This window comes from Streptomyces sp. NPDC111628 (genome assembly GCF_055635195.1).
The window spans coordinates 527,294-548,140 of record NZ_JBVKBZ010000007.1; the positions used below are offsets into that span (position 1 = coordinate 527,294).

General features: G+C 73.3%; 21 protein-coding genes. 12 read left to right on the forward strand and 9 right to left on the reverse strand.

The features are described 5' to 3' along the window. Nucleotides 1-19 precede the first annotated feature (19 nt). Nucleotides 20-1,465 carry an HtaA domain-containing protein gene (locus ACZ7MF_RS34985; protein ID WP_471482206.1) on the reverse strand — a complete coding sequence of 482 codons (1,446 nt, stop codon included), beginning with the start codon at nucleotides 1,463-1,465 and terminating at the stop codon, nucleotides 20-22. Nucleotides 1,466-1,576: 111 nt separating this feature from the next. Between ACZ7MF_RS34985 and ACZ7MF_RS34990 the strand changes: the two genes are divergently transcribed. The 7 genes from ACZ7MF_RS34990 (at nucleotide 1,577) to ACZ7MF_RS35020 (ending at nucleotide 9,009) form a co-directional block, all read left to right on the forward strand. Beyond that, nucleotides 1,577-2,605 carry a heme/hemin ABC transporter substrate-binding protein gene (locus ACZ7MF_RS34990; protein WP_471482207.1) on the forward strand — a complete coding sequence of 343 codons (1,029 nt, stop codon included), beginning with the start codon at nucleotides 1,577-1,579 and terminating at the stop codon, nucleotides 2,603-2,605. After that, nucleotides 2,602-3,693 carry a FecCD family ABC transporter permease gene (locus tag ACZ7MF_RS34995; protein ID WP_471482208.1) on the forward strand — a complete coding sequence of 364 codons (1,092 nt, stop codon included), beginning with the start codon at nucleotides 2,602-2,604 and terminating at the stop codon, nucleotides 3,691-3,693. Before ACZ7MF_RS34990 ends, ACZ7MF_RS34995 begins: the two co-directional genes overlap by 4 nt. Continuing rightward, nucleotides 3,690-4,532: a heme ABC transporter ATP-binding protein gene (locus ACZ7MF_RS35000; RefSeq protein ID WP_471482209.1), complete on the forward strand. Its 843-nt coding sequence runs from the start codon at nucleotides 3,690-3,692 to the stop codon at nucleotides 4,530-4,532. The genes ACZ7MF_RS34995 and ACZ7MF_RS35000 overlap by 4 nt, the downstream gene beginning before the upstream one ends. A gap of 221 nt (nucleotides 4,533-4,753) precedes the next feature. Next, complete coding sequence (gene efeO / locus ACZ7MF_RS35005) at nucleotides 4,754-5,908, forward strand: iron uptake system protein EfeO (RefSeq protein ID WP_471482210.1); 1,155 nt, start codon at nucleotides 4,754-4,756, stop codon at nucleotides 5,906-5,908. 14 nt (nucleotides 5,909-5,922) lie between these two features. Next, a complete protein-coding gene (gene efeB, locus ACZ7MF_RS35010; protein WP_471482211.1) occupies nucleotides 5,923-7,185 on the forward strand; it encodes an iron uptake transporter deferrochelatase/peroxidase subunit in 1,263 nt (420 codons plus the stop codon). A 2-nt stretch (nucleotides 7,186-7,187) separates the two neighbouring features. After that, nucleotides 7,188-8,060, forward strand: coding sequence for an iron uptake transporter permease EfeU (efeU, locus tag ACZ7MF_RS35015; RefSeq protein ID WP_471482212.1), 873 nt, complete (start codon nucleotides 7,188-7,190; stop codon nucleotides 8,058-8,060). Then, nucleotides 8,020-9,009: an SCO2278 family lipoprotein gene (locus ACZ7MF_RS35020; protein ID WP_471482213.1), complete on the forward strand. Its 990-nt coding sequence runs from the start codon at nucleotides 8,020-8,022 to the stop codon at nucleotides 9,007-9,009. The genes efeU and ACZ7MF_RS35020 overlap by 41 nt, the downstream gene beginning before the upstream one ends. Nucleotides 9,010-9,024: 15 nt before the next feature. Here the strand turns inward: ACZ7MF_RS35020 and ACZ7MF_RS35025 are convergent, their stop codons facing one another. Further along, a complete protein-coding gene (locus ACZ7MF_RS35025; RefSeq protein WP_471482214.1) occupies nucleotides 9,025-9,756 on the reverse strand; it encodes a bifunctional DNA primase/polymerase in 732 nt (243 codons plus the stop codon). Nucleotides 9,757-9,861: 105 nt separating this feature from the next. Beyond that, the gene (locus ACZ7MF_RS35030; protein ID WP_471482215.1) at nucleotides 9,862-10,518 is read right to left on the reverse strand and encodes a TetR/AcrR family transcriptional regulator; all 657 of its coding nucleotides are present in this window, start codon (nucleotides 10,516-10,518) and stop codon (nucleotides 9,862-9,864) included. Nucleotides 10,519-10,620: 102 nt separating this feature from the next. On the opposite strand from ACZ7MF_RS35030, the gene ACZ7MF_RS35035 reads away from it, so the two are divergent. Beyond that, the gene (locus ACZ7MF_RS35035; RefSeq protein ID WP_471482216.1) at nucleotides 10,621-10,800 is read left to right on the forward strand and encodes a DUF6243 family protein; all 180 of its coding nucleotides are present in this window, start codon (nucleotides 10,621-10,623) and stop codon (nucleotides 10,798-10,800) included. Nucleotides 10,801-10,819: 19 nt separating this feature from the next. On the opposite strand, the gene ACZ7MF_RS35040 is transcribed toward ACZ7MF_RS35035, so the two are convergent. The 4 genes from ACZ7MF_RS35040 to ACZ7MF_RS35055 all read right to left on the reverse strand — a co-directional run bounded on the left by ACZ7MF_RS35040 (nucleotide 10,820) and on the right by ACZ7MF_RS35055 (nucleotide 15,504). Next, on the reverse strand, nucleotides 10,820-11,482 hold the full coding sequence (locus tag ACZ7MF_RS35040) for a response regulator transcription factor (protein ID WP_471482344.1): 663 nt from the start codon (nucleotides 11,480-11,482) through the stop codon (nucleotides 10,820-10,822). Between the two features lie 31 nt (nucleotides 11,483-11,513). Beyond that, nucleotides 11,514-12,494: a small ribosomal subunit Rsm22 family protein gene (locus ACZ7MF_RS35045; protein ID WP_471482217.1), complete on the reverse strand. Its 981-nt coding sequence runs from the start codon at nucleotides 12,492-12,494 to the stop codon at nucleotides 11,514-11,516. A gap of 581 nt (nucleotides 12,495-13,075) precedes the next feature. Further along, the gene (locus tag ACZ7MF_RS35050; protein WP_471482218.1) at nucleotides 13,076-14,248 is read right to left on the reverse strand and encodes a serine hydrolase domain-containing protein; all 1,173 of its coding nucleotides are present in this window, start codon (nucleotides 14,246-14,248) and stop codon (nucleotides 13,076-13,078) included. Then, nucleotides 14,209-15,504, reverse strand: coding sequence for a multidrug effflux MFS transporter (locus tag ACZ7MF_RS35055; RefSeq protein ID WP_471482219.1), 1,296 nt, complete (start codon nucleotides 15,502-15,504; stop codon nucleotides 14,209-14,211). The genes ACZ7MF_RS35050 and ACZ7MF_RS35055 overlap by 40 nt, the downstream gene beginning before the upstream one ends. 97 nt (nucleotides 15,505-15,601) lie before the next feature. On the opposite strand from ACZ7MF_RS35055, the gene ACZ7MF_RS35060 reads away from it, so the two are divergent. Then, on the forward strand, nucleotides 15,602-16,648 hold the full coding sequence (locus ACZ7MF_RS35060; protein WP_471482220.1) for a Gfo/Idh/MocA family protein: 1,047 nt from the start codon (nucleotides 15,602-15,604) through the stop codon (nucleotides 16,646-16,648). Here ACZ7MF_RS35060 and ACZ7MF_RS35065 read toward each other — a convergent pair. Then, the gene (locus tag ACZ7MF_RS35065) at nucleotides 16,635-18,305 is read right to left on the reverse strand and encodes an alkaline phosphatase D family protein (protein ID WP_471482221.1); all 1,671 of its coding nucleotides are present in this window, start codon (nucleotides 18,303-18,305) and stop codon (nucleotides 16,635-16,637) included. The genes ACZ7MF_RS35060 and ACZ7MF_RS35065 overlap by 14 nt on opposite strands. 132 nt (nucleotides 18,306-18,437) lie before the next feature. On the opposite strand from ACZ7MF_RS35065, the gene ACZ7MF_RS35070 reads away from it, so the two are divergent. Next, nucleotides 18,438-19,229 carry an SDR family oxidoreductase gene (locus tag ACZ7MF_RS35070; RefSeq protein ID WP_471482222.1) on the forward strand — a complete coding sequence of 264 codons (792 nt, stop codon included), beginning with the start codon at nucleotides 18,438-18,440 and terminating at the stop codon, nucleotides 19,227-19,229. A 203-nt stretch (nucleotides 19,230-19,432) separates the two neighbouring features. On the opposite strand, the gene ACZ7MF_RS35075 is transcribed toward ACZ7MF_RS35070, so the two are convergent. Then, entirely contained in the window at nucleotides 19,433-19,759 is a 327-nt protein-coding gene (locus ACZ7MF_RS35075; RefSeq protein ID WP_121711466.1) for a nuclear transport factor 2-like protein, read from the reverse strand. Nucleotides 19,760-19,922: 163 nt separating this feature from the next. Between ACZ7MF_RS35075 and ACZ7MF_RS35080 the strand changes: the two genes are divergently transcribed. Next, nucleotides 19,923-20,465: a DoxX family protein gene (locus ACZ7MF_RS35080; RefSeq protein WP_471482223.1), complete on the forward strand. Its 543-nt coding sequence runs from the start codon at nucleotides 19,923-19,925 to the stop codon at nucleotides 20,463-20,465. Between the two features lie 31 nt (nucleotides 20,466-20,496). Continuing rightward, nucleotides 20,497-20,835 (forward strand): MazG-like family protein, encoded by a 339-nt coding sequence (locus ACZ7MF_RS35085; RefSeq protein WP_471482224.1) that lies wholly within the window; start codon nucleotides 20,497-20,499, stop codon nucleotides 20,833-20,835. Nucleotides 20,836-20,847: the final 12 nt, after the last annotated feature.

Below are 20,847 nucleotides of genomic sequence, written 5' to 3' on the forward strand. Positions count from 1 at the left end.
TCCTTGGTGTCGGGGGTGTTCAGCCCTGGTCCGGAGCCGGGCCCGCCGGGGAATCGGCGGACGCGGCGGGCCGGGCGCGGCGCCTGCGGACGGCGACGGCCACGAGGGCCGCGGCCGCCAGCAGCAGGGCACCGGCCGCGAGGGAGACGGGAAGTGCGGGGAAGTCGCCGTCGTCGGTGGTGCTCGCGACAGGGGCGGCGGAGGTGTCGGCGCCGGTCTTCCCCGGCCGCGGGCTCGCGCTCGGCACGGGCTCGCTGCCGAGGTCGGGCAGGGCGGGCAGTTCCGCGTCGGCGGTGAGGGCGACGGCGAGGGACACCGGGTCCATCCCGGTGCCGGCCTGGTACATGCCGCCGAAGGCCTTCGCACCGCGCGCGGTGAGCTTGGCGGGGGCCTCGGTGACCTTCACCAGGCCCCCGGACGGCTTCAGTTCGCCCGCGTCGAAGGTGACCAGGGGCACCTTCTTCTCCTTGACGTCCGGGCTCGTCACGTCGGCGTACAGCGTGCCCCTGCCGTCCTCGACGACGGTCCGTACGTTGCCGAGGCTCAGGTCGAGGCCATGGGCGCCGGTGAAGCGCACCGTGCCCTTGAAGGCGGCGGTGAGGTCGCCGTCCTCGTACGTCCCGGTGCCGCCGGGGAAGCGGAAGAGCGCGCCGCCGTCCTGGGCGCCCGCGGTGAGGGCCCACTCGCCGTCGGCGATGTCGCCGGTGACGTACTCGCGGAAGGTGCGGCGCACGCCCCAGTCGACGGCGCCGTCCTGGACCGTGCCGCCCGACGTCTTCGTGGGCCTGGGCGACTCGGCGGACGGCGAGGGGGTGTCCGACGGCTGCTTCTCCCGCTTCGGCGCGGGCGCCTTCACGTCGGCGGACAGGCTCACCGGATCCAGCGCGGTACCGGCGGTGTAGTACCCGGCGAAGGACCGGGCGCCCTCGGCGGTGAGGGTGGCGGGGAGGTTGTTCAGGGCGACGGTGCTGCCGCCGCCCCGCATGTCGATGCCGCCGAGGGAGAGGGAGGCGAAGGGCACCTGACGGGACGTCGTGACCGCCCCGGTGTCCTTCGCCTTGCTGACGACGTCCACGTGGAGCGTGCCGGTGGAGCCGGAGATGCTCACGGTGGGACGGCTGAGGGTGAGGTCGAGCTGGTGGGTGCCGGTGCTCGTGCGGTGGCCGAGGAAGTGCACGCCACCGGAGAAGGCGGCGCGGAAGGTGCCGGTGGCGGCGTCGTAGGTGCCGGTCGCCGAGTGGAAGCGGAACGAGCTGCCGCCGACGGTGGCCGCACCCCCGCTGAGGGAGTAACTGCCCTTCGCGACGGGCCCGGTGACATAGGTCTGGAACGAGGACTTGATGCCCCAGTCGAGGCGTCCGCCCTGCACGGTCCGGCTCTCGGCGTGTGCGGCGGTCACGGGGAGCAGGGCGCCGAGAACGGCCGCGCACACCAGGGTGACCAGGGCGCGAAGGCGGGCGGGCATGCGAAGTCCTCCGGATCGGGGGGCCGGTAGCGAACAAAGGTAAGGCTAACCTAAGCTCTAGTCGACCGGCACCGGCCGCTCGTCTGCGGCCCGACGAGAGGAACGGACACCGTGCGACGCTTGCGAAACCCCCTGGCGGGAGCACTGCTGTCCGTGCTCGCGCTGGCGCTGACCACGACCGGATGCGGAGGTTCCACCGAGGCCGCGCCCGGCGACGGCGGCGGCTCGTCGTCCGCACCGGCCGGGGGGACCGTCGCGAACCGGGTGGAACCACTGGCGAAGAGACCCGAGCCACGCCTCCCGGTGACCGTCCGCTCCGCCGACGGCGAGCGGGTGACGGTGCGTCGGGCGAAGCGGATCGTCCCCCTCTCCGGCAGCCTCAGCGAGATCGTCTTCACGCTCGGGCTCGGCGACCGGGTCGTCGCCCGGGACGTCACCGCCACCTTCGAACAGGCGGCGAGGCTCCCGGTGGTCACCCGGGGCCACGACGTCTCCGCCGAGAGCGTGCTCTCCCTCAAGCCCGACCTGGTGCTCGCCGAGACCACCACGGGCCCCGAGGAGGCGGTGGGCCAGATCCGCGCCGCCGGGGTCCCGGTGCTCTTCGTCGAGGCGGCGAAGGGGCTGGACGACGTGGGCCCGCGCATCGAGGCGGTCGCCGACGCGCTCGGCGTACCGGCGGCCGGGGAGGAGCTGACCCGGCGTTCGGAGCAGCGGATCGCGGCCGTGCGCAAGGGCGTTCCGCACGGGGACGAGCCCCGCGTCGCCTTCCTGTACCTGCGCGGCTCGGCCTCCGTCTACCTCATCGGCGGCGAGGACTCCGGCGCCGGTTCGCTGATCGAGGCGGCCGGGGCGGTGGACGCCGGGGCCGCCTCCGGCCTCGACAAGGACTTCACGGCCATCACCAGCGAGGCCCTGGTCAAGGCCGCGCCGGACGCGATCCTCGTGATGAGCAAGGGACTCGAGTCGGTCGGCGGCGTGGACGGCCTGGTGAAGATCCCCGGCGTCGCCCAGACCCCGGCCGGGATGGACCGCCGGATCGTCTCCGTCGAGGACGGCGTGCTCCTCAACTACGGCCCGCGCACCGACCAGGTGCTGAAGTCGGTCGTGGCACAGCTGTACGCCGAGGACGGCGCCAAGTGACCGTACTGGACAAGCCCGCCCCGCCCCGGGCGCCCGGCGCCCCGGTCTCCCCCCGCGCCCGGCGCTCCACCGCCTGGCTGCTGACCGCCGCCCTCGCCGCCGGTCTGCTGCTCCTCGTCCCGGTCGCGGCCGGTACCGGCGCCTACCCGATCCCGGTCGGCGACGTGCTGGGCTCGCTGCTGCACCGGACGGGGCTCGGCGGCACCGAACTGGACCGGGTGGCCGAGTCGGTGCTGTGGAACGTGCGGTTCCCCCGGATCGTCCTGGCCCTGCTGGTCGGCGCCTCACTCGGGTGCGCCGGGGCGCTCATGCAGGGCGTGTTCGGCAACCCGCTGGCCGAGCCGGGCGTCATCGGCGTCTCCTCGGGCGCGGCGGTCGGCGCGGTCGGCGCCATCGCCTTCGGCCTGAACTTCCTCGGCACCTGGACGGTGTCCGTGTTCGCCTTCGTCTCCGGCCTGATCACCGTCCTGGTCGTCTACGCGATGTCCCGCTCGGGCGGCCGCACGGAGGTCGTGACCCTGATCCTCACGGGCATCGCGGTGAACGCCTTCGCGGGGGCGCTGATCGGGCTGTTCCTGTTCTTCGCGGACACCGCGGCGGTCAACCAGATCACCTTCTGGCAGCTGGGCTCGCTCGCCCAGGCGACCTGGCCGAAGGTCCTGGCGGTCCTGCCGTGCGCGGCGCTCGGCCTCGGGCTCGCCCCGCTGTACGCCCGTCGCCTCGACCTCCTCGCCCTCGGCGAACGTCCGGCCCGCCACCTGGGCGTGGACGTGGAGCGGCTGCGGATCGTCCTGGTCCTGGTGATCGCCCTGCTGACCGCGGCGGCGGTGAGCGTGGCCGGTGTCATCGGCTTCGTCGGACTCGTCGTCCCGCACCTGCTGCGGATGGCGGCGGGGCCCGGGCACCGGTTCCTGATCCCGGGCAGCGCGCTGCTCGGCGCGCTGGTGCTGCTCGCCGCCGACCTGGCGGCCCGCACGGTCGCGGAGCCGGCCGAACTGCCGCTCGGGGTGCTGACGGCGCTGCTGGGCAGTCCGTTCTTCTTCTGGCTGCTGCGCCGCACCCGGCGCAGGCAGGGAGGCTGGGCATGAGAAGGGTGAAGCTGCCGCGGCTGGTGCCGTCCCGTCCGGTGCCGCCGCCCCCGGCCGCGCCCGGTGACGTCCTCGCCGCGGCCGAGGGACTGTGCGTACGCCTCGGCGGGCGGCCGGTCCTCGACGGGGTGGACGTGGACGTCCGCGCGGGCGAGGTGCTCGCCCTGGTCGGCCCCAACGGGGCGGGCAAGTCCACCCTGCTGGGCGCGCTGGCCGCCGACGTCCCGGCCGCCGAGGGGGTCGTACGCCTCCACGGCCGGCCGGTGTCGGACTGGTCGGCGCCCGAACTGGCGCTGCGCCGGGCGGTGCTGCCCCAGTCGGCGTCGCTGTCCTTCCCGTTCGCGGTGGAGGAGGTCGTCCGGATGGGCCGGGCGCCCTGGGCGGGCGGCGACCGGGAGGGCGAGGACGACGCGGCCGTGGCCGAGGCGATGGCCCGCACGGAGGTGGCCGGATTCGCCGGGCGCCCGTTCTCCGCGCTCAGCGGCGGCGAGCGGGCCCGGGTGGCCCTGGCCCGCGTCCTCGCCCAGCGCGCTCCCCTCCTGCTGCTCGACGAGCCGACCGCGGCCCTGGACCTCAGGCACCAGGAACTCGTGCTGCGGCTGTGCCGGGAGCGGGCGCGGGCCGGGGACGCGGTGGTCGTCGTCCTGCACGACCTCGCGCTGGCGGCGGCGTACGCGGACCGGGTGGCGGTCCTGCGCTCGGGCCGGATCGCGGCCGGGGGCCCGCCGTCGGAGGTCTTCGCCGAGGAGCTGCTGTCCGAGGTCTACGACCAGCCGGTGGAGGTGTTCCCGCACCCGCGCACGGGCGCGCTCCTCGTCGTCCCGCACCGCTCGCCGTGAGGGCCGTCGTCCCCCGACGAGGCCATCCTTGACGCACCTTTGACTCTCCTATGAGCACTTCATTGAGCCACCGTGACCGGCCCGTGCTCATACACCGTCCATGAGATTCGGATCACCGTATGGACAGGTTTTGCTTAGGAAATCCTTAGGTATGTTAGGCCAGCCTCACCTTCCCTGTGAGGCCCGTCACGCGCACTTTTCGGCCATCCCTTGGAGCCCGCATGCGAGCCGCCAGACTCTCCCTCGTCACCGCCGTAGCCACCGCCGCGGCCCTGGCCGCCGTCACGGGGTGCACGGAGAAGAGCGGCGCCGAGGACGGCGAGCACGTCATCACGGTGACGGCGACGGACGACAAGTGCGAGGTGTCGAAGGCCGAGTTCCCGGCCGGTCACGTCGAACTCGCCGTCGAGAACAAGGGCTCCAAGGTCACCGAGGTCTACCTCCTCTTCCCCGACGACCGGGTGGTCACCGAGCGGGAGAACATCGGCCCCGGCACCAAGCAGCGGGTCACCGCCGAGGTCAAGGCGGGCGACTACCGGATCGCCTGCAAGCCCGGCATGAAGGGCAAGGGCATCCGCCAGGACGTGAAGGCCACCGGCGGCAAGGCCGCCGCGCGCGACCCGCGCCTCGACGAGGCCGTGGCCGCCTACCGCCAGTACGTGCAGCAGCAGGCCGACGAGACCCTGCCGAAGGCGGAGGCGTTCGCGAAGGCCGTCAAGGCCGGTGACCTGCAGGCCGCGAAGAAGGCGTACGCCCCCTCCCGCATCGGCTGGGAGCGCACCGAGCCGGTCGCGGAGTCCTTCGGCGACATCGACCCGAAGGTCGACGTCCGCGAGGACGGCCTGGAGGACGGCCAGGACCCGGCGACCGACTGGACCGGCTGGCACCGCCTGGAGAAGGCACTGTGGCAGGACGGGAAGATCGGCGACCGCGAGAAGGAGCTGGCCGCCACCCTGGTCACCGACCTGAAGGACTGGCAGAACCGGGTCGGCAAGGCCGAGATCACCCCCACCTCCATGGCCAACGGCGCCAAGGAGCTGCTCGACGAGGTCGCCACCGGCAAGGTCACCGGTGAGGAGGAGCGCTACTCGCACACCGACCTGGTCGACTTCAAGGCCAACGTGGAGGGCGCGCAGCAGTCGTACGCGCTGCTGAAGCCGGTCGCGAAGGAGAACGACGCGGCGCTGACGACGGAGCTGGACCGCCAGTTCGCGGCGCTGGACAAGCTGCTCGACCAGTACCGCCCGAGCACCTCCTCCTACGAGTTCACCTCCTACGACAAGGTCGGCAAGGCGGACCGCAAGGAGCTGTCGGACGCGGTCAACGCGCTCGCGGAGCCGCTGTCCAAGCTGGCCGCGGCCGTGGTCACGAAGTAGGCGTGGAGGGCGAGATGACGGACACCGACTCCCCCGCACCGGCCCCCTCACCCTCCCGGCGGTCACTGATCGGCTGGGGCGGCGCGGGCCTCGCGCTCGGCGCCGCCGCGGCGGCCGGCGGGGCGGTGGCGATGGACCGCGCCGGGGCCGACGTGGACCCGGCCGGTGCCGACGCGGGCTCCGCCGTGCCCTTCCACGGGGCGCACCAGGCGGGCATCGCCACGCCGGTGCAGGACCGCCTGCACTTCGCCGCGTTCGACGTGACGACCGAGGACCGCGCCGCCTTCGTGGCACTGCTCAAGGAGTGGACGGCGGCGGCCCGCGGGATGACCGCCGGTCACGCGGTGGGCGAGGGCGCCTACGGCGGCCTGCCCGAGGCCCCGCCGGACGACACCGGCGAGGCGCTGGGCCTCAGACCGTCCCGGCTGACCCTCACCATCGGCTTCGGGCCGTCCCTCTTCACGAGGTTCGGCCTCGCCGACCGGCGCCCCGAGGCCCTGGCCGACCTGCCGAAGTTCTCCGGGGACAACCTGGACAGGGCCCGCAGCGGCGGCGACCTGTGCGTCCAGGCCTGCGCCGACGACCCCCAGGTCGCCGTGCACGCGATCCGCAACCTCGCCCGCATCGGCTTCGGCAAGGTCGTCGTGCGCTGGTCGCAGTTGGGCTTCGGCAAGACCTCCTCCACGACGCCCGACCAGCAGACTCCCCGCAACCTGCTCGGCTTCAAGGACGGCACCCGCAACATCGCGGGCACGGAGAAGGACCGGCTGGAGAAGTTCGTCTGGGCCGCCGAGCAGGACGGCGCGCCGTGGATGGCGGGCGGTTCGTACCTGGTCGCCCGCCGCATCCGCATGCACATCGAGACCTGGGACCGTACCTCCCTCCAGGAGCAGGAGGACGTGTTCGGCCGCGACAAGGGCGAGGGCGCGCCCGTCGGCAAGGCCAAGGAACGCGACGAGCCGTTCCTGAAGGCGATGAAGCCGGACGCGCACGTCCGGCTCGCGCACCCCGACTCCAACGGCGGGGCGACGCTGCTGCGCCGCGGCTACTCCTTCACCGACGGCACGGACGGTTTGGGCCGCCTGGACGCCGGCCTGTTCTTCCTCGCCTACCAGCGCGACATCCGCACGGGCTTCGTCCCCGTGCAGCGCAGTCTGGCGACGGACGCGCTCAACGAGTACATCCAGCACGTGGGTTCGGCGGTCTTCGCCGTGCCGCCCGGGGTCCGCGACGCGGACGACTGGTGGGGCAGCACGCTGTTCGGCAAGGAGGCGTAACCGTGTTCTCCAACTACCTGATCGGACTGCGCGAGGGCCTGGAGGCCTCACTCGTCGTCTGCATCCTCATCGCCTATCTGGTCAAGACGGACCGCAGGGACGCCCTGAAACCGATCTGGGCGGGCATCGGCGTCGCGGTCGCCATCGCGCTCGGCTTCGGCTGCGCGCTGGAGTTCGGCTCGCAGGAGCTGACGTTCAAGGCGCAGGAGGCGCTGGGCGGTTCACTCTCCATCCTGGCCGTCGTCCTGGTGACGTGGATGGTCTTCTGGATGCGCCGCACCGCCCGCCACCTCAAGACGGAGCTGCACGGCAGGCTGGACGCGGCCCTCGCCATGGGCACCGGGGCCCTGGTGGCCACCGCGTTCCTGGCGGTCGGCCGGGAGGGCCTGGAGACGGCACTGTTCGTGTGGGCGTCGGTGCACGCGGCGAGCGACGGCACCCCGCGCCCGCTGATCGGCGTGGCCCTCGGGCTGGCCACCGCGGTCCTGCTGGGCTGGCTGTTCTACCGGGGCGCGCTGCGCATCAACCTGGCCCGCTTCTTCACCTGGACCGGCGGCATGCTGGTCGTCGTGGCGGCGGGCGTGCTGGCCTACGGCCTGCACGACCTCCAGGAGGCCGACCTGGTCCCGGGCCTGACGACCCTGGCCTTCGACATCAGCAACACGGTCGACCCCTCCAGCTGGTACGGCACCCTGCTCAAGGGCGTGTTCAACTTCCAGCCCGATCCGACCGTCCTCCAGGTCACGGTGTGGCTGCTGTACCTGGTCCCGACGCTCGCGCTCTTCCTCGCCCCGGTAGGGTTCGCCTCCGGGAAGGGGAAGGTGAAGGAACCTGATGAGCCAGGATCGCGGCCCTCGAAGGCCCCGCAGGCTTGAGAAGTACGCGCTCATATCCGCCTCGGCGACCGCTTTGTCGCTGACGGCGAGCGGCTGCGTGGTGGTGCACGGTGAGCGCGAGGTACTCCCCTCGGCCACCCGGGCCGAGGCCGCGAAGGCGCTGGAGCAGTTCACCAGCGCGTACAACGCGGCCGACAAGGCGTACGACGCCTCCCTGGACGCCGACCACACCACCGGCGCCCTCGCCGCGATCGACTCGGCGCGGCTGAAGGCGGGGGCGGCCAACCACCCGGACGGCAATCCGGCGCACGAGCCGCTGGAGCTGACCGACGCGAAGTTCACGATCCCGAAGAAGGCGGGCTGGCCGCGCTGGTTCGTCGCGGACACCAAGGCCAACAAGGGCGGCAAGGCACGCTGGTTGCTGGTCTTCACCCGGGACGGCCTGGAGGAGCCCTGGGAGGCGGCGTACCTGACGCTGGTCGCCCCCGGCAAGGTGCCCGAGTTCAAGACCGACCAGGACGGCTGGGCCGAGACGGTGCCCGCGAACGCCACCGACGTGAGCGTCCCGCCGGCCGGCCTGAGCAAGGGCTACACGACGTACCTCCAGGACGGCGGCAAGACCTTCGCGGACGGTGTGCACACCAGCTCCTGGCGCGCGCTGCGCGAGAAGCGCTCGACCCGCCCCGGCCTGGTCACGCAGTACATCGACGAGCCGCTGACGAACGGCGACTACGCGCCGCTGGCGCTGCGCACGAAGGACGGCGGCGCGCTGGTGTTCTTCACCAGCCGGCACTTCGAGAAGCAGACCGCGGCGCGGGGCGCGTCCGTGCCGACGCCGAACAAGGACGTGCTGGCGCTGACGGACGGCGAGATCAAGCAGTCGCTGACGATGGAGTTCGTCTCCAACGAGGTCGCGCTCGACCCGGCGGACGGGCAGGTCTCGGTACTGGGCCGGGTCCAGGGCCTGACGTCGGGCAAGGGCGAGTAGCAGTCCCCGGGGCGCTCAGCGGCGCAGCGGCCAGGAGGCTCCCTCGTGGTCGCCCTCCGCACCGGCGTGCCGGGAGCAGGCGTCGGTGAGGGTCTCCAGCAGCGTCAGCGGATCCGGCAGCGGGTGCTCGGGACCGCGCACCCAGTGCACGCTCCGGCCTTCGCCGGGCAGCCGGGCCGGCGGCACCAGCACATAGGACCCGCGGCAGTGCCAGCGCAGCCCCGGGTGCTCGTCCATGGTCTCGGGGTGGCAGTCCAGCTCGCAGGGCCACCACTCGTCCTCGTCCTCGGGGGTGCCGCGGGTGAGGGTGAACAGCAGCATGCGCCCGTCGTCGCTCTCGGCGACCGGCCCGACCTCGACACCGGCGGCGAGCAGCCGCTCCACCGCCTCCCGGCCGGCCTCCAGCGGCACGTCGAGCACGTCGTGCACCATGCCGGTCGCGGTGATGAAGTTGGCCTCGGGCTGGTGCCGGGCCCAGCGCTCGATCTGGGCGCGGTCGGTGGTGGACTGCGTCTGCCAGGCGAACGACACCGGGTGCCGGGCGGGGGTGGGACAGCCCACGCGGTCGCAGGAGCAACGGTATCCGGCGGGGTGCGCGGCGGGCGCCAGGGGCAGTCCGGCACCGGCGGCGGCGAGCAGCAGATCCTCCCGGCCACCGTCTCCGGCGGCCTCCTTGGGGCGGCGTCCGCGCAGCCACGAGGAGAGTTTGCCCTGCAGACCGCTCCGACCGCCGAACTCCGCGCTCATCTATCCCCTTGCCTCGCCGTCGTGCGCACCAGCATGCCCTATCGTCGCACCATTGCGCGCTTCGGGGTCGTGAAGGGACAAACTTCCCTGGTCAGGCGTCATCGGTCACCGCGGGGCGAGCCCGTGCAGCGCGTAGTCGACGAGGGTGTCGGTGTAGGCGTAGGAGATCGGCGCGGTGTGCTGGAGCCAGCGCTGGGCGAGCGGCGAGACGAAGAGTTCCAGCGCGATGCGCGGATCGATCTCCGGCCGCACCTGTCCGGCCGCCTGTGCGGCGCGCAGGCGGTCGACGTGCAGCTGGAGCGACGGCTCCAGGAGCTTGGCGACGAACTCCCGGCCGAGCTGTTCGTTGACGAGCCCCTCGGCGGCCAGGGCACGGGACGGCGCCTCGAACTTCGGGTCGTACAGCTGGTCGACGGTGGCCCGCAGTACGGCTTTGAGGTCGGCGGCGATGTCGCCCGTGTCCGGAATCGCGTAGGGCTCCCCCTGCCCCTGCGCCCGTACGGCCTGCTCGCCGAGGTCGAGGAAGGCCTCCAGCAGGACCTGCGCCTTCGAGGACCACCACCGGTAGATCGTCTGCTTGCCGACGCCGGCGCGGGCGGCGATGCCCTCGATGGTGGTCTTCGGGTAGCCGACCTCGCCGACCAGGGCGAGGGCGGCGTCGTAGATGGCCTGGCGGGACCGCTGGCTGCGCCGGGTGGCGTCGGGGTGCGGCCGCTCGGCGGCGGGGGTCGTGGTGCGGGCGGATTTCCGGGTGGTGGCCATGCTCCGAAGTTATCAGGTTGACAAGACGGAACGTCTCGCCGCTAAAGTGAGGTCAACCGAGACGAACCGTCTCGCCTCGCGACGGTCCGGAAGGAGAGCGACATGACCCGAGGTGGAACCGGAAACATGCTGGGCGTCGGCGGCACGCGCCGGAAGCTCGGACGTGACGCCCTGCGCGGCGGCGACCGGACGGGCCGCGTCGGCGGCGGCCCGTCGGCGCAGGCCCAGAAGCAGGAACTTTTGCGCAGGCTGCGAGAACGGCAGCACAACCCGAGGAGCTGACCGAGGCCTCCCCGGCCGCTCAGGGGCGTGGCGCCCGCGCGTTCTCCAGGTAGTGCAGGACGGCCGCCACCCGCCGGTCGACCTGGTCGGCCGGGGACAGGTCGAGCTTGGCGAAGATGCTGCGGATGTGCTTGTGGACGGCGCCGTCGGTGACCACGAGTCGTCCGGCGATGGCGCTGTTGCCCAGGCCCTCGGCCATCAGACCGAGCACCTCCCGCTCCCGCGGACTGAGCCGCTCCATCCGGGTGTCCTGCCGCGTCCGGGTGAACAACTGGGCGACGACCTCGGGATCGATGGCGGTGCCCCCGCCCGCGACCCGCCCGAGCGCGTCCATGAACTCCTCCACCCGCCCGACGCGCTCCTTGAGCAGATACCCCAGACCGCCCACTCCCCCGGTCAGCAGGTCGGTGGCGAAGGACTGCTCCACATAGGCGGACAGCACCAGGACGGCGAGTCCGGGGCGCCGCCGCCGCGCCTCGACGGCCGCGCGGACCCCTTCGTCGGTGTGGGTGGGCGGCATCCGCACATCGAGGATGGCGACGTCGGGCTCGTGCTCGTCGATGGCCGCGAGCACCGACTCGGCGGTGTCCGCGGTGGCGACCACGTCCAGGCCCTCGGCCCGCAGCAGCAGGGCGAGCCCCTCGCGCAGCAGCGGATCGTCCTCGGCGATCACGATCCGCAGGGCGCGCTGCACGTCACGTTCCACTGCTTCCTCAGTCCTCCCCGGGCGGCCAGGAATCGCCCCAGGCCGCGTCACGGGCGGCCTTGTACAGGTCGCCGTGCCGCTTGGTGACCGTACGACGCCGCACCTGCTCGTCGGGTTCACACAGGTCCAGCAGCACCTGGCCCTTGCGGATCTGCGGACGCCGGACCACCCGGGAGGGGGCGGGTTCGGCGGGCAGCCGGGTGGCGGCGACGTAGCTGAACTTCTCGTCCTCGTAGGCGAGGGACCCGCTCTTGACCTGCCGGTGCAGGCTGGACCGGCTGACGCGGGCCGCGAAGTGGCACCAGTCCGTGCCGGGCACGATGGGGCAGGCGGCACTGTGCGGGCAGGGCGCGGCGACCCGGAACCCGGCGGCGATCAGCCGGTCGCGGGCCTCGATGACGCGGGCGTAACCGGCGGGGGTCCCGGCCTCGACGATCACGACGGCCCGCGCGGCGCCGGCGGCGGCGTCGACGAGGGATGCGCGGTCGGCTGCGGTCAGCTCGTTCAGTACGTAGGAAACCGTGACGAGGTCGGCGCTCTCGATGGCGAGCGCCGCCCCGATCCGCGAGCGCTGCCAGCGGACCTCTCTCAGGGTGGGCAGCGAGGCGGCGATCTCCCGGCCGAGGGCGAGCGCGGGTTCGGCCCAGTCGAGCACGGTCACCGGCCGCGTCCCGTCCCAGGTGTCGCTGACGGCCCAGGTGGCGGCGCCGGTCCCGCCGCCGACGTCCACGTGACTGCCCGGCACCCAGTCCGGCACGGCCGCGGCGAACGCGGCGAGCGCGGAGCTCACGGCGGCGAAGGTGGCGGGCATGCGGTAGGCGGCGTAGGCGACGACGTCGGCGCGGTCGCGCAGGATGGGGGCGTCGGTGGGGGTGTCCCCGCGGTAGTTGGCGATCAGCCGCTCCACGGCCTGGGCGGCCTGTCGGGGCGGCAGCCCGTCGACGAGGTCGGCGAGGGCGGCGCGCAGGGTGTGGGCGGGGTCGTTCACCCGGAGATTGTACGAGGCACTCCGTGGGTTGCGGGGCCCGGCGCTACCTGGTGACCCGGGGCGGGCGCGGGTTGGGTCGCGCGCCCGGCGCTGCACCCGGTGCCCGGCGTGGGTGCGGGCGCGGGGGGGGTGACGCGGCCCGGCGTTGCGGGGTGCCGCTGCGCCCACCCGTGCCGCCCCAGCGGCACGACTGCCCGCAGCGGCGGCGGGGGGGGCGGGGAGCCGCGTGCGGCGGGGAGGGGACGCGGAGCGTTGGCGGGCCGCGGCCGCGACGGCGAGAAGGGGCGCCGGAGGACGGCGGGCCGCGGTCGCGTACGGCGAGTGTGGGGGCGGGGCGAGGGCGGGCTGCGGTCGCGTACGGCGAGTGTGGGGGCGGGGCGAGGGCGGGCCGCGGTCGCGTACGGCGAGAAGGGGGCGTGTCGGGGGGTGTCCGCCCGCAGCGGTTGGCGCGTCAACGCCCCGAGCCCCCGTAGCCAACCGATTCCGCGCCGTTCCGAGGACGGACACCCCCCGGCGCGGCCCCGACCCACCCACCGAACCCACCGCGCCACGCGCACCCCACTACCGGAGCCGAGGACGATTCAGGCCCGCACCGCCCGCGCCACCCGCGTGCACAGCGCCGCGCGGCCCCGGTTGTCCGGGGCGCGGCGGCGCGGGTGGACCGCGTTGGCGAGGAGGATCGCGAAGGTGTCCGTCGCCCGGTCGAGGACCAGCATCGTGCCGGTGAAACCGGTGTGCCCCGCCGCCCCGCGCCCCGCCAGCTCACCCATGAACCACGGCTGGTCCAGGGCGAACCCGAGCCCCGGTTCGGCCAGGAGCAGTTCCACGAAGTCCGGCCCGAGGATGCGCGCGGGCCCGTGGGAGCCGCCCGCCAGCAGTGTCCGGCAGAAGACCGCCAGGTCCCGCCCCGTCGAGAACAGCCCCGCGTGACCGGCCACCCCGCCCAGCGCCCACGCGTTCTCGTCGTGGACGACCCCGCGCAGCATCCCCCGGTCCGCCTTGGCCCACGGCCGCCGCTGGTCCTCCGTGGCCGCGGCGCCCGGACACGGTCCGAAGCCCGTCGCCGTCATGCCCAGCGGCCGGGTGATCCCGTCCCGGACGAGGACGTCGAGCCCCCGCCCGGTGATGCGCTCCAGCACCTGTTGCAGGAGCAGCATGTTCAGGTCCGAGTAGCAGTACGTGCCCGGCACCCCCACCGGCGGCTCCGCCCGCAGCCGCCGCAGCCGTTCCTCCTTGTCGGCGGTGGCGTCGCAGTCGTACAGCGGGAGTTCGGGCCGCAGCCCGGAGGTGTGGGTGAGCAACTGCCGTACGGTGACGCGGTGCTCGGCCGCGGCCCGGAAGTCCGGCAGGTAGGCCCCGACCTCCGCGTCGATGCCGAGCGTGCCCCGCTCGATCTGCTGCACGGCGGCCACCGCGGTGAACAGCTTCGTCAGCGAGGCGAGGTCGAAGGGCGTGTCCACGCTCATCGGCACCCGCGAACGCTCCGGCAGCTCCACGCCGGTGTCGGTGTGCGGATCGTAGGAGGAGTAGCGCACGGCCCAGCCCGCCGCGGCCTCGGCGGCGAGCACGGGCCCGCGTCCGACGGCCACCACGGCGCCCGCCGCCCAGGGGCGTTCGCCGGTGGTGAGGTCGTGCACCTCGGCGACGGCACGACGGAGCTGCCCGGGGTCGAGTCCGGCCCGCTCCGGGGTGTCGCTGCGCAGTCTCGGAGCGCTCAGTTGTCTTCTCCCTTGCCTGCTCTCTGCCCACGGCACATGGTCACGAGGAAGCCGAGCGCCAGCACCGCGGCCGCCAGCTGGACCACGGCCATCGGTACGGCGGTGTCCTCCCCCGCGATCCCGACCAGCGGCGAGGCGACCGCACCTATCAGGAACGACGACGTGCCGAGCAGCGCGGAGGCGGAACCGGCGGACTTCTTCACCCGCATCAGCGCGAGCGCCTGGGTGTTGGGCAGGCTGAGCCCCATCGCCGACATCAGCACGAACAGCGCGGCGGCGACCGGCCCGAGCCCCACCTCGCCGAAGACGCCCAGGGACATCAGCAGCAGCACGGTCGCCGCGGCGATCACGACGACGAGGCCGAGGCCGAGCACCCGGTCCAGTCTGACCCGCCCGACGAGAACCTTGCCGTTGATCTGCCCGACCACGACGAGCCCGATGGAGTTGAGGCCGAACAGCAGACTGAACGTCTGCGCGGAGGCTCCGTAGATCTCCTGCACGACGAACGGCGACGCCGCGACGTAGGCGAACAGCGAGGCGAAGGCGAAGCCGCCCGCGAGCATGTACCCGGTGAAGGCGCGGTCGGCGAGCAGGCCGCGCATCGCGCGCAGGGTGTCGCCGACGCCGCCCGCGTGCCGCTCCTCGACGGGCAGCGTCTCCGGCAGCCGGGCCCACACGACGACGCCCAGCACCACCCCGACCACCACGAGGACGACGAACACGCCCCGCCAGTCCGTCACCCGCAGGATCTGCCCGCCGATGAGGGGCGCGACGACCGGCGCGACGCCGGAGATCAGCATGAGGGTGGAGAAGAAGCGGGCCATGGCCACGCCGTCGTACAGGTCGCGCACGACCGCACGGGCGATGACGATCCCGGCGGCGCCCGCGAGTCCCTGGACCAGCCGGAAGGCGACGAGGAGTTCCACGTTCGGCGCGACGGCGCACAGCGCGGTGGCGACGACGTAGACGGCGAGTCCGGCCAGCAGCGGACGCCGGCGCCCCCACTTGTCGCTCATCGGGCCGACGACGATCTGCCCGAGGGCCATGCCGGCCAGGCAGGCGGTGAGCGTGAGCTGGACGGTCGCGGCCGGTGCGCCCAGGGCCCGGGTGACCTCCGGGAGCGCGGGAAGGTACATGTCCATCGCCAGCGGCGGCGTGGCGGTGAGGCTGCCGAGGATGAGAGTGACGAGAAGACTGATACGCCGCCCGGCGGGCGGCGTTTGCAATGTTTGCGACGACTGAGACGACTGAGACGTTTGCGGCATGTGCGTGGACGGCCCGCGCTCGGGCATGTGATGTGCCCCTCCCTCTTCTGCAGATCCGCCACCTATGCTCTCAGCTCGTACGGACTTGAACGAACCTGAACGAGGGTGGGGCAGGGTGTCAGCGGTGACCGGGCAGAAGGTGCGCTGGGGGATTCTCGCGACCGGCGGAATGGCGGCGCGCTTCACGGCGGATCTGGTCGATCTGCCGGACGCGGAGGTCGTGGCGGTGGCCTCGCGGACCGAGGCGTCGGCGAAGGCGTTCGCCGAGCGGTTCGGGATACCGCGGGCGTACGGCGGCTGGGAGACGCTGGCGCGGGACGAGGACGTCGACGTGGTGTACGTCGCGACCCCGCACTCGGCGCACCGGACCGCGGCCGGCCTGTGCCTGGAGGCGGGCCGGAACGTGCTGTGCGAGAAGCCGTTCACGCTGAACGCGCGCGAGGCCGGGGAACTGGTCGCGCTCGCCCGTGAACGGGGCGTCTTCCTCATGGAAGCGATGTGGATGTACTGCAACCCGCTGGTGCGGCGCCTGAAGGAACTGGTCGCCGACGGCGCGATCGGCGAGGTCCGCAGCCTCCAGGCGGACTTCGGCCTCGCGGGCCCCTTCCCGCCCGCGCACCGGCTCCGCGACCCCGCGCAGGGCGGCGGCGCGCTGCTGGACCTGGGCGTGTACCCGGTGTCGTTCGCGCAGCTGCTGCTCGGTGAGCCCTCGGACGTCGCGGCGCGGGCGGTGCTCTCGGAGGAGGGCGTCGACCTCCAGACGGGCGCGCTGCTCTCCTACGAGAGCGGCGCGCTCGCCTCGGTCCACTGCTCCATCACCGGCGGCACGCCCAACTCCGCCTCGATCACCGGCTCCGAGGGCCGCATCGACGTTCCGGACGGCTTCTTCTTCCCGGACCGCTTCGTGCTGCACCGGACCGGCCGGGACCCGCAGGAGTTCCGCGCCGACCCGGCCGACGCCCCCCGGGAGAGCCTGCGGCACGAGGCCGAGGAGGTGATGCGGGCCCTGCGCGCCGGGGAGACCGAGTCGCCGCTGGTCCCCCTGGACGGCACGCTGGCCGTGATGCGGACGCTCGACGCGATCCGGGACCGCGTCGGCGTCCGCTACCCGGGCGAAACGGGATCGACGGCACAGGGAGAAGCGGCGGACCCGGTCGTCACGCCGGCGTGAGCCCCGGCTCCCCCGCCTCCGTCACGAAGGACCCGGCGGTCGTGAGCGGCGCGCCCTCGGTGCTGACCTGGGACACCGTCTTGAAGTCGGCGCGCGCCGACTCGCGGCCCAGGGACACCGTGGCGTAGCCGCGCCGCCCGTTGAAGAACTTCAGGTGCGGGTTGGCGGCCATCAGGGTGTCCCAGTTGGACGGCTTCTCCGCGCCGTCGCCGCCGCTGGTGACGGACGTGGTGACGATCTCCGTGCCCAGGGTCCGGGAGTCCGGGTCGTCGAAGTCGCGCTTGATGTCGAAGCCGTAGGAGACGTGCACGTCGCCGGTGAGGACCATGAGGTTCTCGATCCCGGCGGCCTGCGCGCCGGCCAGCACCCGCTCGCGGGAGGCCGGGTAGCCGTCCCAGGAGTCCATGGAGACCTTCGACGGCGTGCTCGTCGAGTTGTACCGCCGGGAGAAGGTGACCTGCTGGGGCACCACGTTCCACAGGGCGTTCGACCGGTGCCAGCCGTTGATCAGCCAGCGCTCCTGGGCGTCGCCGGTGAGGGTACGCCCCGGGTCCTCGGACTCTGGCCCGGGGAACTGCCAGCCGTCGCCGTAGGCCTGGTTGGAGCGGTACTGCCGGGTGTCGAGGACGTCGAACTGGGCGAGCCGTCCCCAGTGCAGCCGGCGGTAGAGCCGCAGGTCCGGGCCGTCGGGCAGCTGCGGGCGCCGCAGCGGCATGTTCTCCCAGTAGGCCCGGTAGGCGGCGGCCCGGCGGATGAGGAACTCCTCGGGCGGGACGCTGTTCTCCGGTGTCTCGTCGGCGTAGTTGTTCTCGGTCTCGTGGTCGTCCCAGGTGACGACGAAGGGGTGCGCTGCGTGCGCGGCCCGCAGGTCGGGGTCCGACTTGTAGAGGGCGTACCGCAGGCGGTAGTCCTCCAGGGTCACCGTCTCGTGGTTGAAGTGGGCGGGCAGGGTGCCCGCGGGGTAGGCGCGGGAGCCGCCGGTGGCGTTCACGGCGTACTCGTACAGGTAGTCGCCGAGGTGGAAGACGACGTCCACGTCCTCCTGGGCCAGGTGCCGGTACGCGGTGTAGTACCCCTGGTCGTACTTCTGGCAGGAGACGAGGCCGAAGGTGAGGCCTGCGACCCGGCTGTGCTGCGCGGGCGCGGTGCGGGTGCGGCCGGCCGGGCTGACGTACCGGCCCGCGCGGAAGCGGTAGTGGTAGACGTGGCCGGGCGCGAGGTGGTCGACCTCGACGTGCACGGTGTGGTGGAACTCGGGGTGGGCGGTGGTCCGGCCCCTTCTGACGACGCGGCGGAACCGTTCGTCCAGGGCCAGCTCCCAGCTCACCTCGACGCGTTTGGCGGGCAGTCCGCTGTCGGCCTGGTACGGCACCGGGGCCAGCCGCGTCCACAGCAGCACCGAGCCGGGCTGCGGGTCGCCCGAGGCGACACCGAGCGTGAAGGGGTCGGCGGTCAGCTGCGCGGCGTCCAGTTCGGCGGCGCTCGCGGTGCCGGCGGCCGGCAGGTTGACGGAGAAGGCGAGCGCGGCGGCGGCGCCGGTGACGGTCAGGAAGCGGCGGCGGCCCAGACTGCGGGCGGCGGCGCGGAGTTCGGGCGCGTGCGAGGACTGCGACTGGGCCGGGACCGGGGTCGGGGCCTGGTGGTTCGCGGGTGTCATCCGTTCCTCCCCTTGCGGTGGTTGCAAGGGGAATTCGAAGGGCGGGGAACGACCCGGGCTTGGCGCGGACATGGCGATCGCGTGTCGGACGGATGAGTTCGGGATGTTCCGCGACCCGTACGCTGCGGACTCATGAACACCGTGAGAACCACCGACGAGGAAGGCGCCGGAGCGCCGAAGGTCGCCGTCGTCACGGGCGCCGGATCCGGCATCGGCCGGGCGGTCGCCGTCGAACTGCTCACCGCCGGCTGGTCGGTGGCCCTGGCCGGCCGCCGCCCCGAGCCCCTGGCCGAGACGGCCGCGGCGGCACCGGCGGGCGGCGGCACGGCGCTCACCGTCCGCGCCGACGTGTCGCGCCCGGAGGACGTGGCGGCCCTGTTCGGCGCCGTGCGCGACCGGTTCGGGCGACTGGACCTGCTGTTCAACAACGCGGGGACGTTCGGTCCCGGCGGCGTGCCGGTCGAGGACCTTCCCTACGACGCCTGGCGGCACGTGGTGGACACCAACCTCAACGGGGCGTTCCTGTGCGCGCAGGCGGCGTACCGGCAGATGAAGGAACAGGATCCTCAGGGCGGCCGGATCATCAACAACGGCTCGATCTCGGCGCACACGCCGCGTCCGCTCTCCGTGGCGTACACGGCGACCAAGCACGCACTGACGGGCCTGACCAAGTCACTGTCGCTGGACGGCCGTCCCTACGGCATCGCGGTCGGCCAGATCGACATCGGCAACGCGGCGACGGGGATGACGGCCGGCATGCAGACCGGCGCGCTCCAGGCCAACGGGGAGACGGCACCCGAGCCCGTGATGGACGTCGCCGACGTGGCGCGCACGGTGCGGCACATGGCCGAGCTGCCTCTGGCGGCCAACGTGCAGTTCGCGACGGTCATGGCGACGGCGATGCCGTACGTGGGGCGCGGCTGAGCCGATTCGTGCAATCGGAATTGCGAGGTCCGCGCTCTTGCAGCCGATGACGTTCGTATGCTCAAATTCCCTTCACCAGAACTTCACACTTGAAGCGTTGGCCTTCCACAACGCTCCACGGGCCACACCCAGGGGGGAGGCGGCAGCCGTGCCGCCACACCGGTCGCACCGGTGGGCGGAACGGCTGCCGCACCGTTTCCCGGTTACGCCTGCCCGGTCTCGAAGCGGGCGATCCGGCCGTCCTCGTCGACGGTGAAGTCCCACCGGGTGCGCATCTCGCCCCAGGTGTCGTTGCGGTAGCGGGCGATGAGGGCGCGACCGCCGTTCGACTCGTTGTCGACCTCCATGTGGCCGTTGGAGGAGAAGATCTCCTGGTCGATCCACTGGTCGAGGTTCCGGTCGTCCCCGTCGTCGGCCATGGTGGCGTCCGGCGCGAGCAGCGCGCGGAAGGCCTCGCGGTCGTGGGCGTTGACGGCGGCGACGAAGGCGCGGACGGCCGGGTCGCTGAGTCGCGTGGTCTGAATCGTCATGGCGGCAGCGTCACACCGGCTCCGCGCCCCCGCCACCGGACGTACCGCCCGCCGTCGCCCACCGCCGCCCGCCACCACCCGAACGGCGCCCGGCGACGGGCCCGGACGCCGCGGTCGCGCGACGGTGGGCGGAGGAGCCGCCACCGTCCGCGAGGGAGTCGACGTGAAGTGCTGTGACCGGCGGGATCTCGGACTGCTGCTGCTCCGCCTGGGTACCGGCGGGGTCCTGGCCGCGCACGGCACGCAGAAGCTGCTCGGCTGGTTCGGCGGCGGCGGCATCGGCGAGACCGGCCGGGCCATGGAGGCCATGGGCTACGCGCCGGGCCGGGCCAGTGCCACCGCGGCGGGTCTCGCGGAGGCGGGTGGCGGGACACTGCTGGCGCTGGGACTGGCCACTCCGGCGGCGGGCGCGGCGGCGGTCGGCGCCATGGCGGGCGCCGCGGCGGTGCACGCCCCGAACGGCTTCTTCGCCCACGCGGGCGGCTACGAGTACGCCGTCTCCCTCGGCCTGACGGCCGCGGGCCTCGCGGTCTCGGGCCCCGGCCGGCTCTCCCTCGACCACGCCCTCGGTCACGCGGTCAACCGGAACTGGATGGTCCCGGCCGCCTTCGCGGTGACGGCGGCGGCCACGACGGTGGTCGTGGGGGCGCGGAACAGGCGGCTGCGCAGGGCGGCCGAGGGGCGGCAGGAGACGCTGTTCGACTGACGCCCGCGGGGAACGTGGCACGCTGCTCCACATGAGCGACCACCCGGACGGCCCGCGGGCCGACCTCTGGACCACCGTCGACGCCCTGTGGCAGTGGCTGGAGGCGGACCAGCCCCTCGGCGGCCGGGAGGGCCTGCTGCTGCGCATGCTGAAGCTGTCGGAGGAGGTCGGCGAGGTCGCCGAGGCGGTGATCGGCGCGACCGGCCAGAACCCGAGGAAGGGTGTCACGCACACCTGGGACGACGTGGAGGCGGAGCTGTGCGACGTCGTGATCACGGCGCTGGTGGCCCTGCGGACGCTGACGCCCGAGGCGCGCGAGGTGTTCGGGCGGCACCTGGCGCGGGTGGCGGGGCGGTCGCTGGGTGAGTGAGTGACCGAAGGT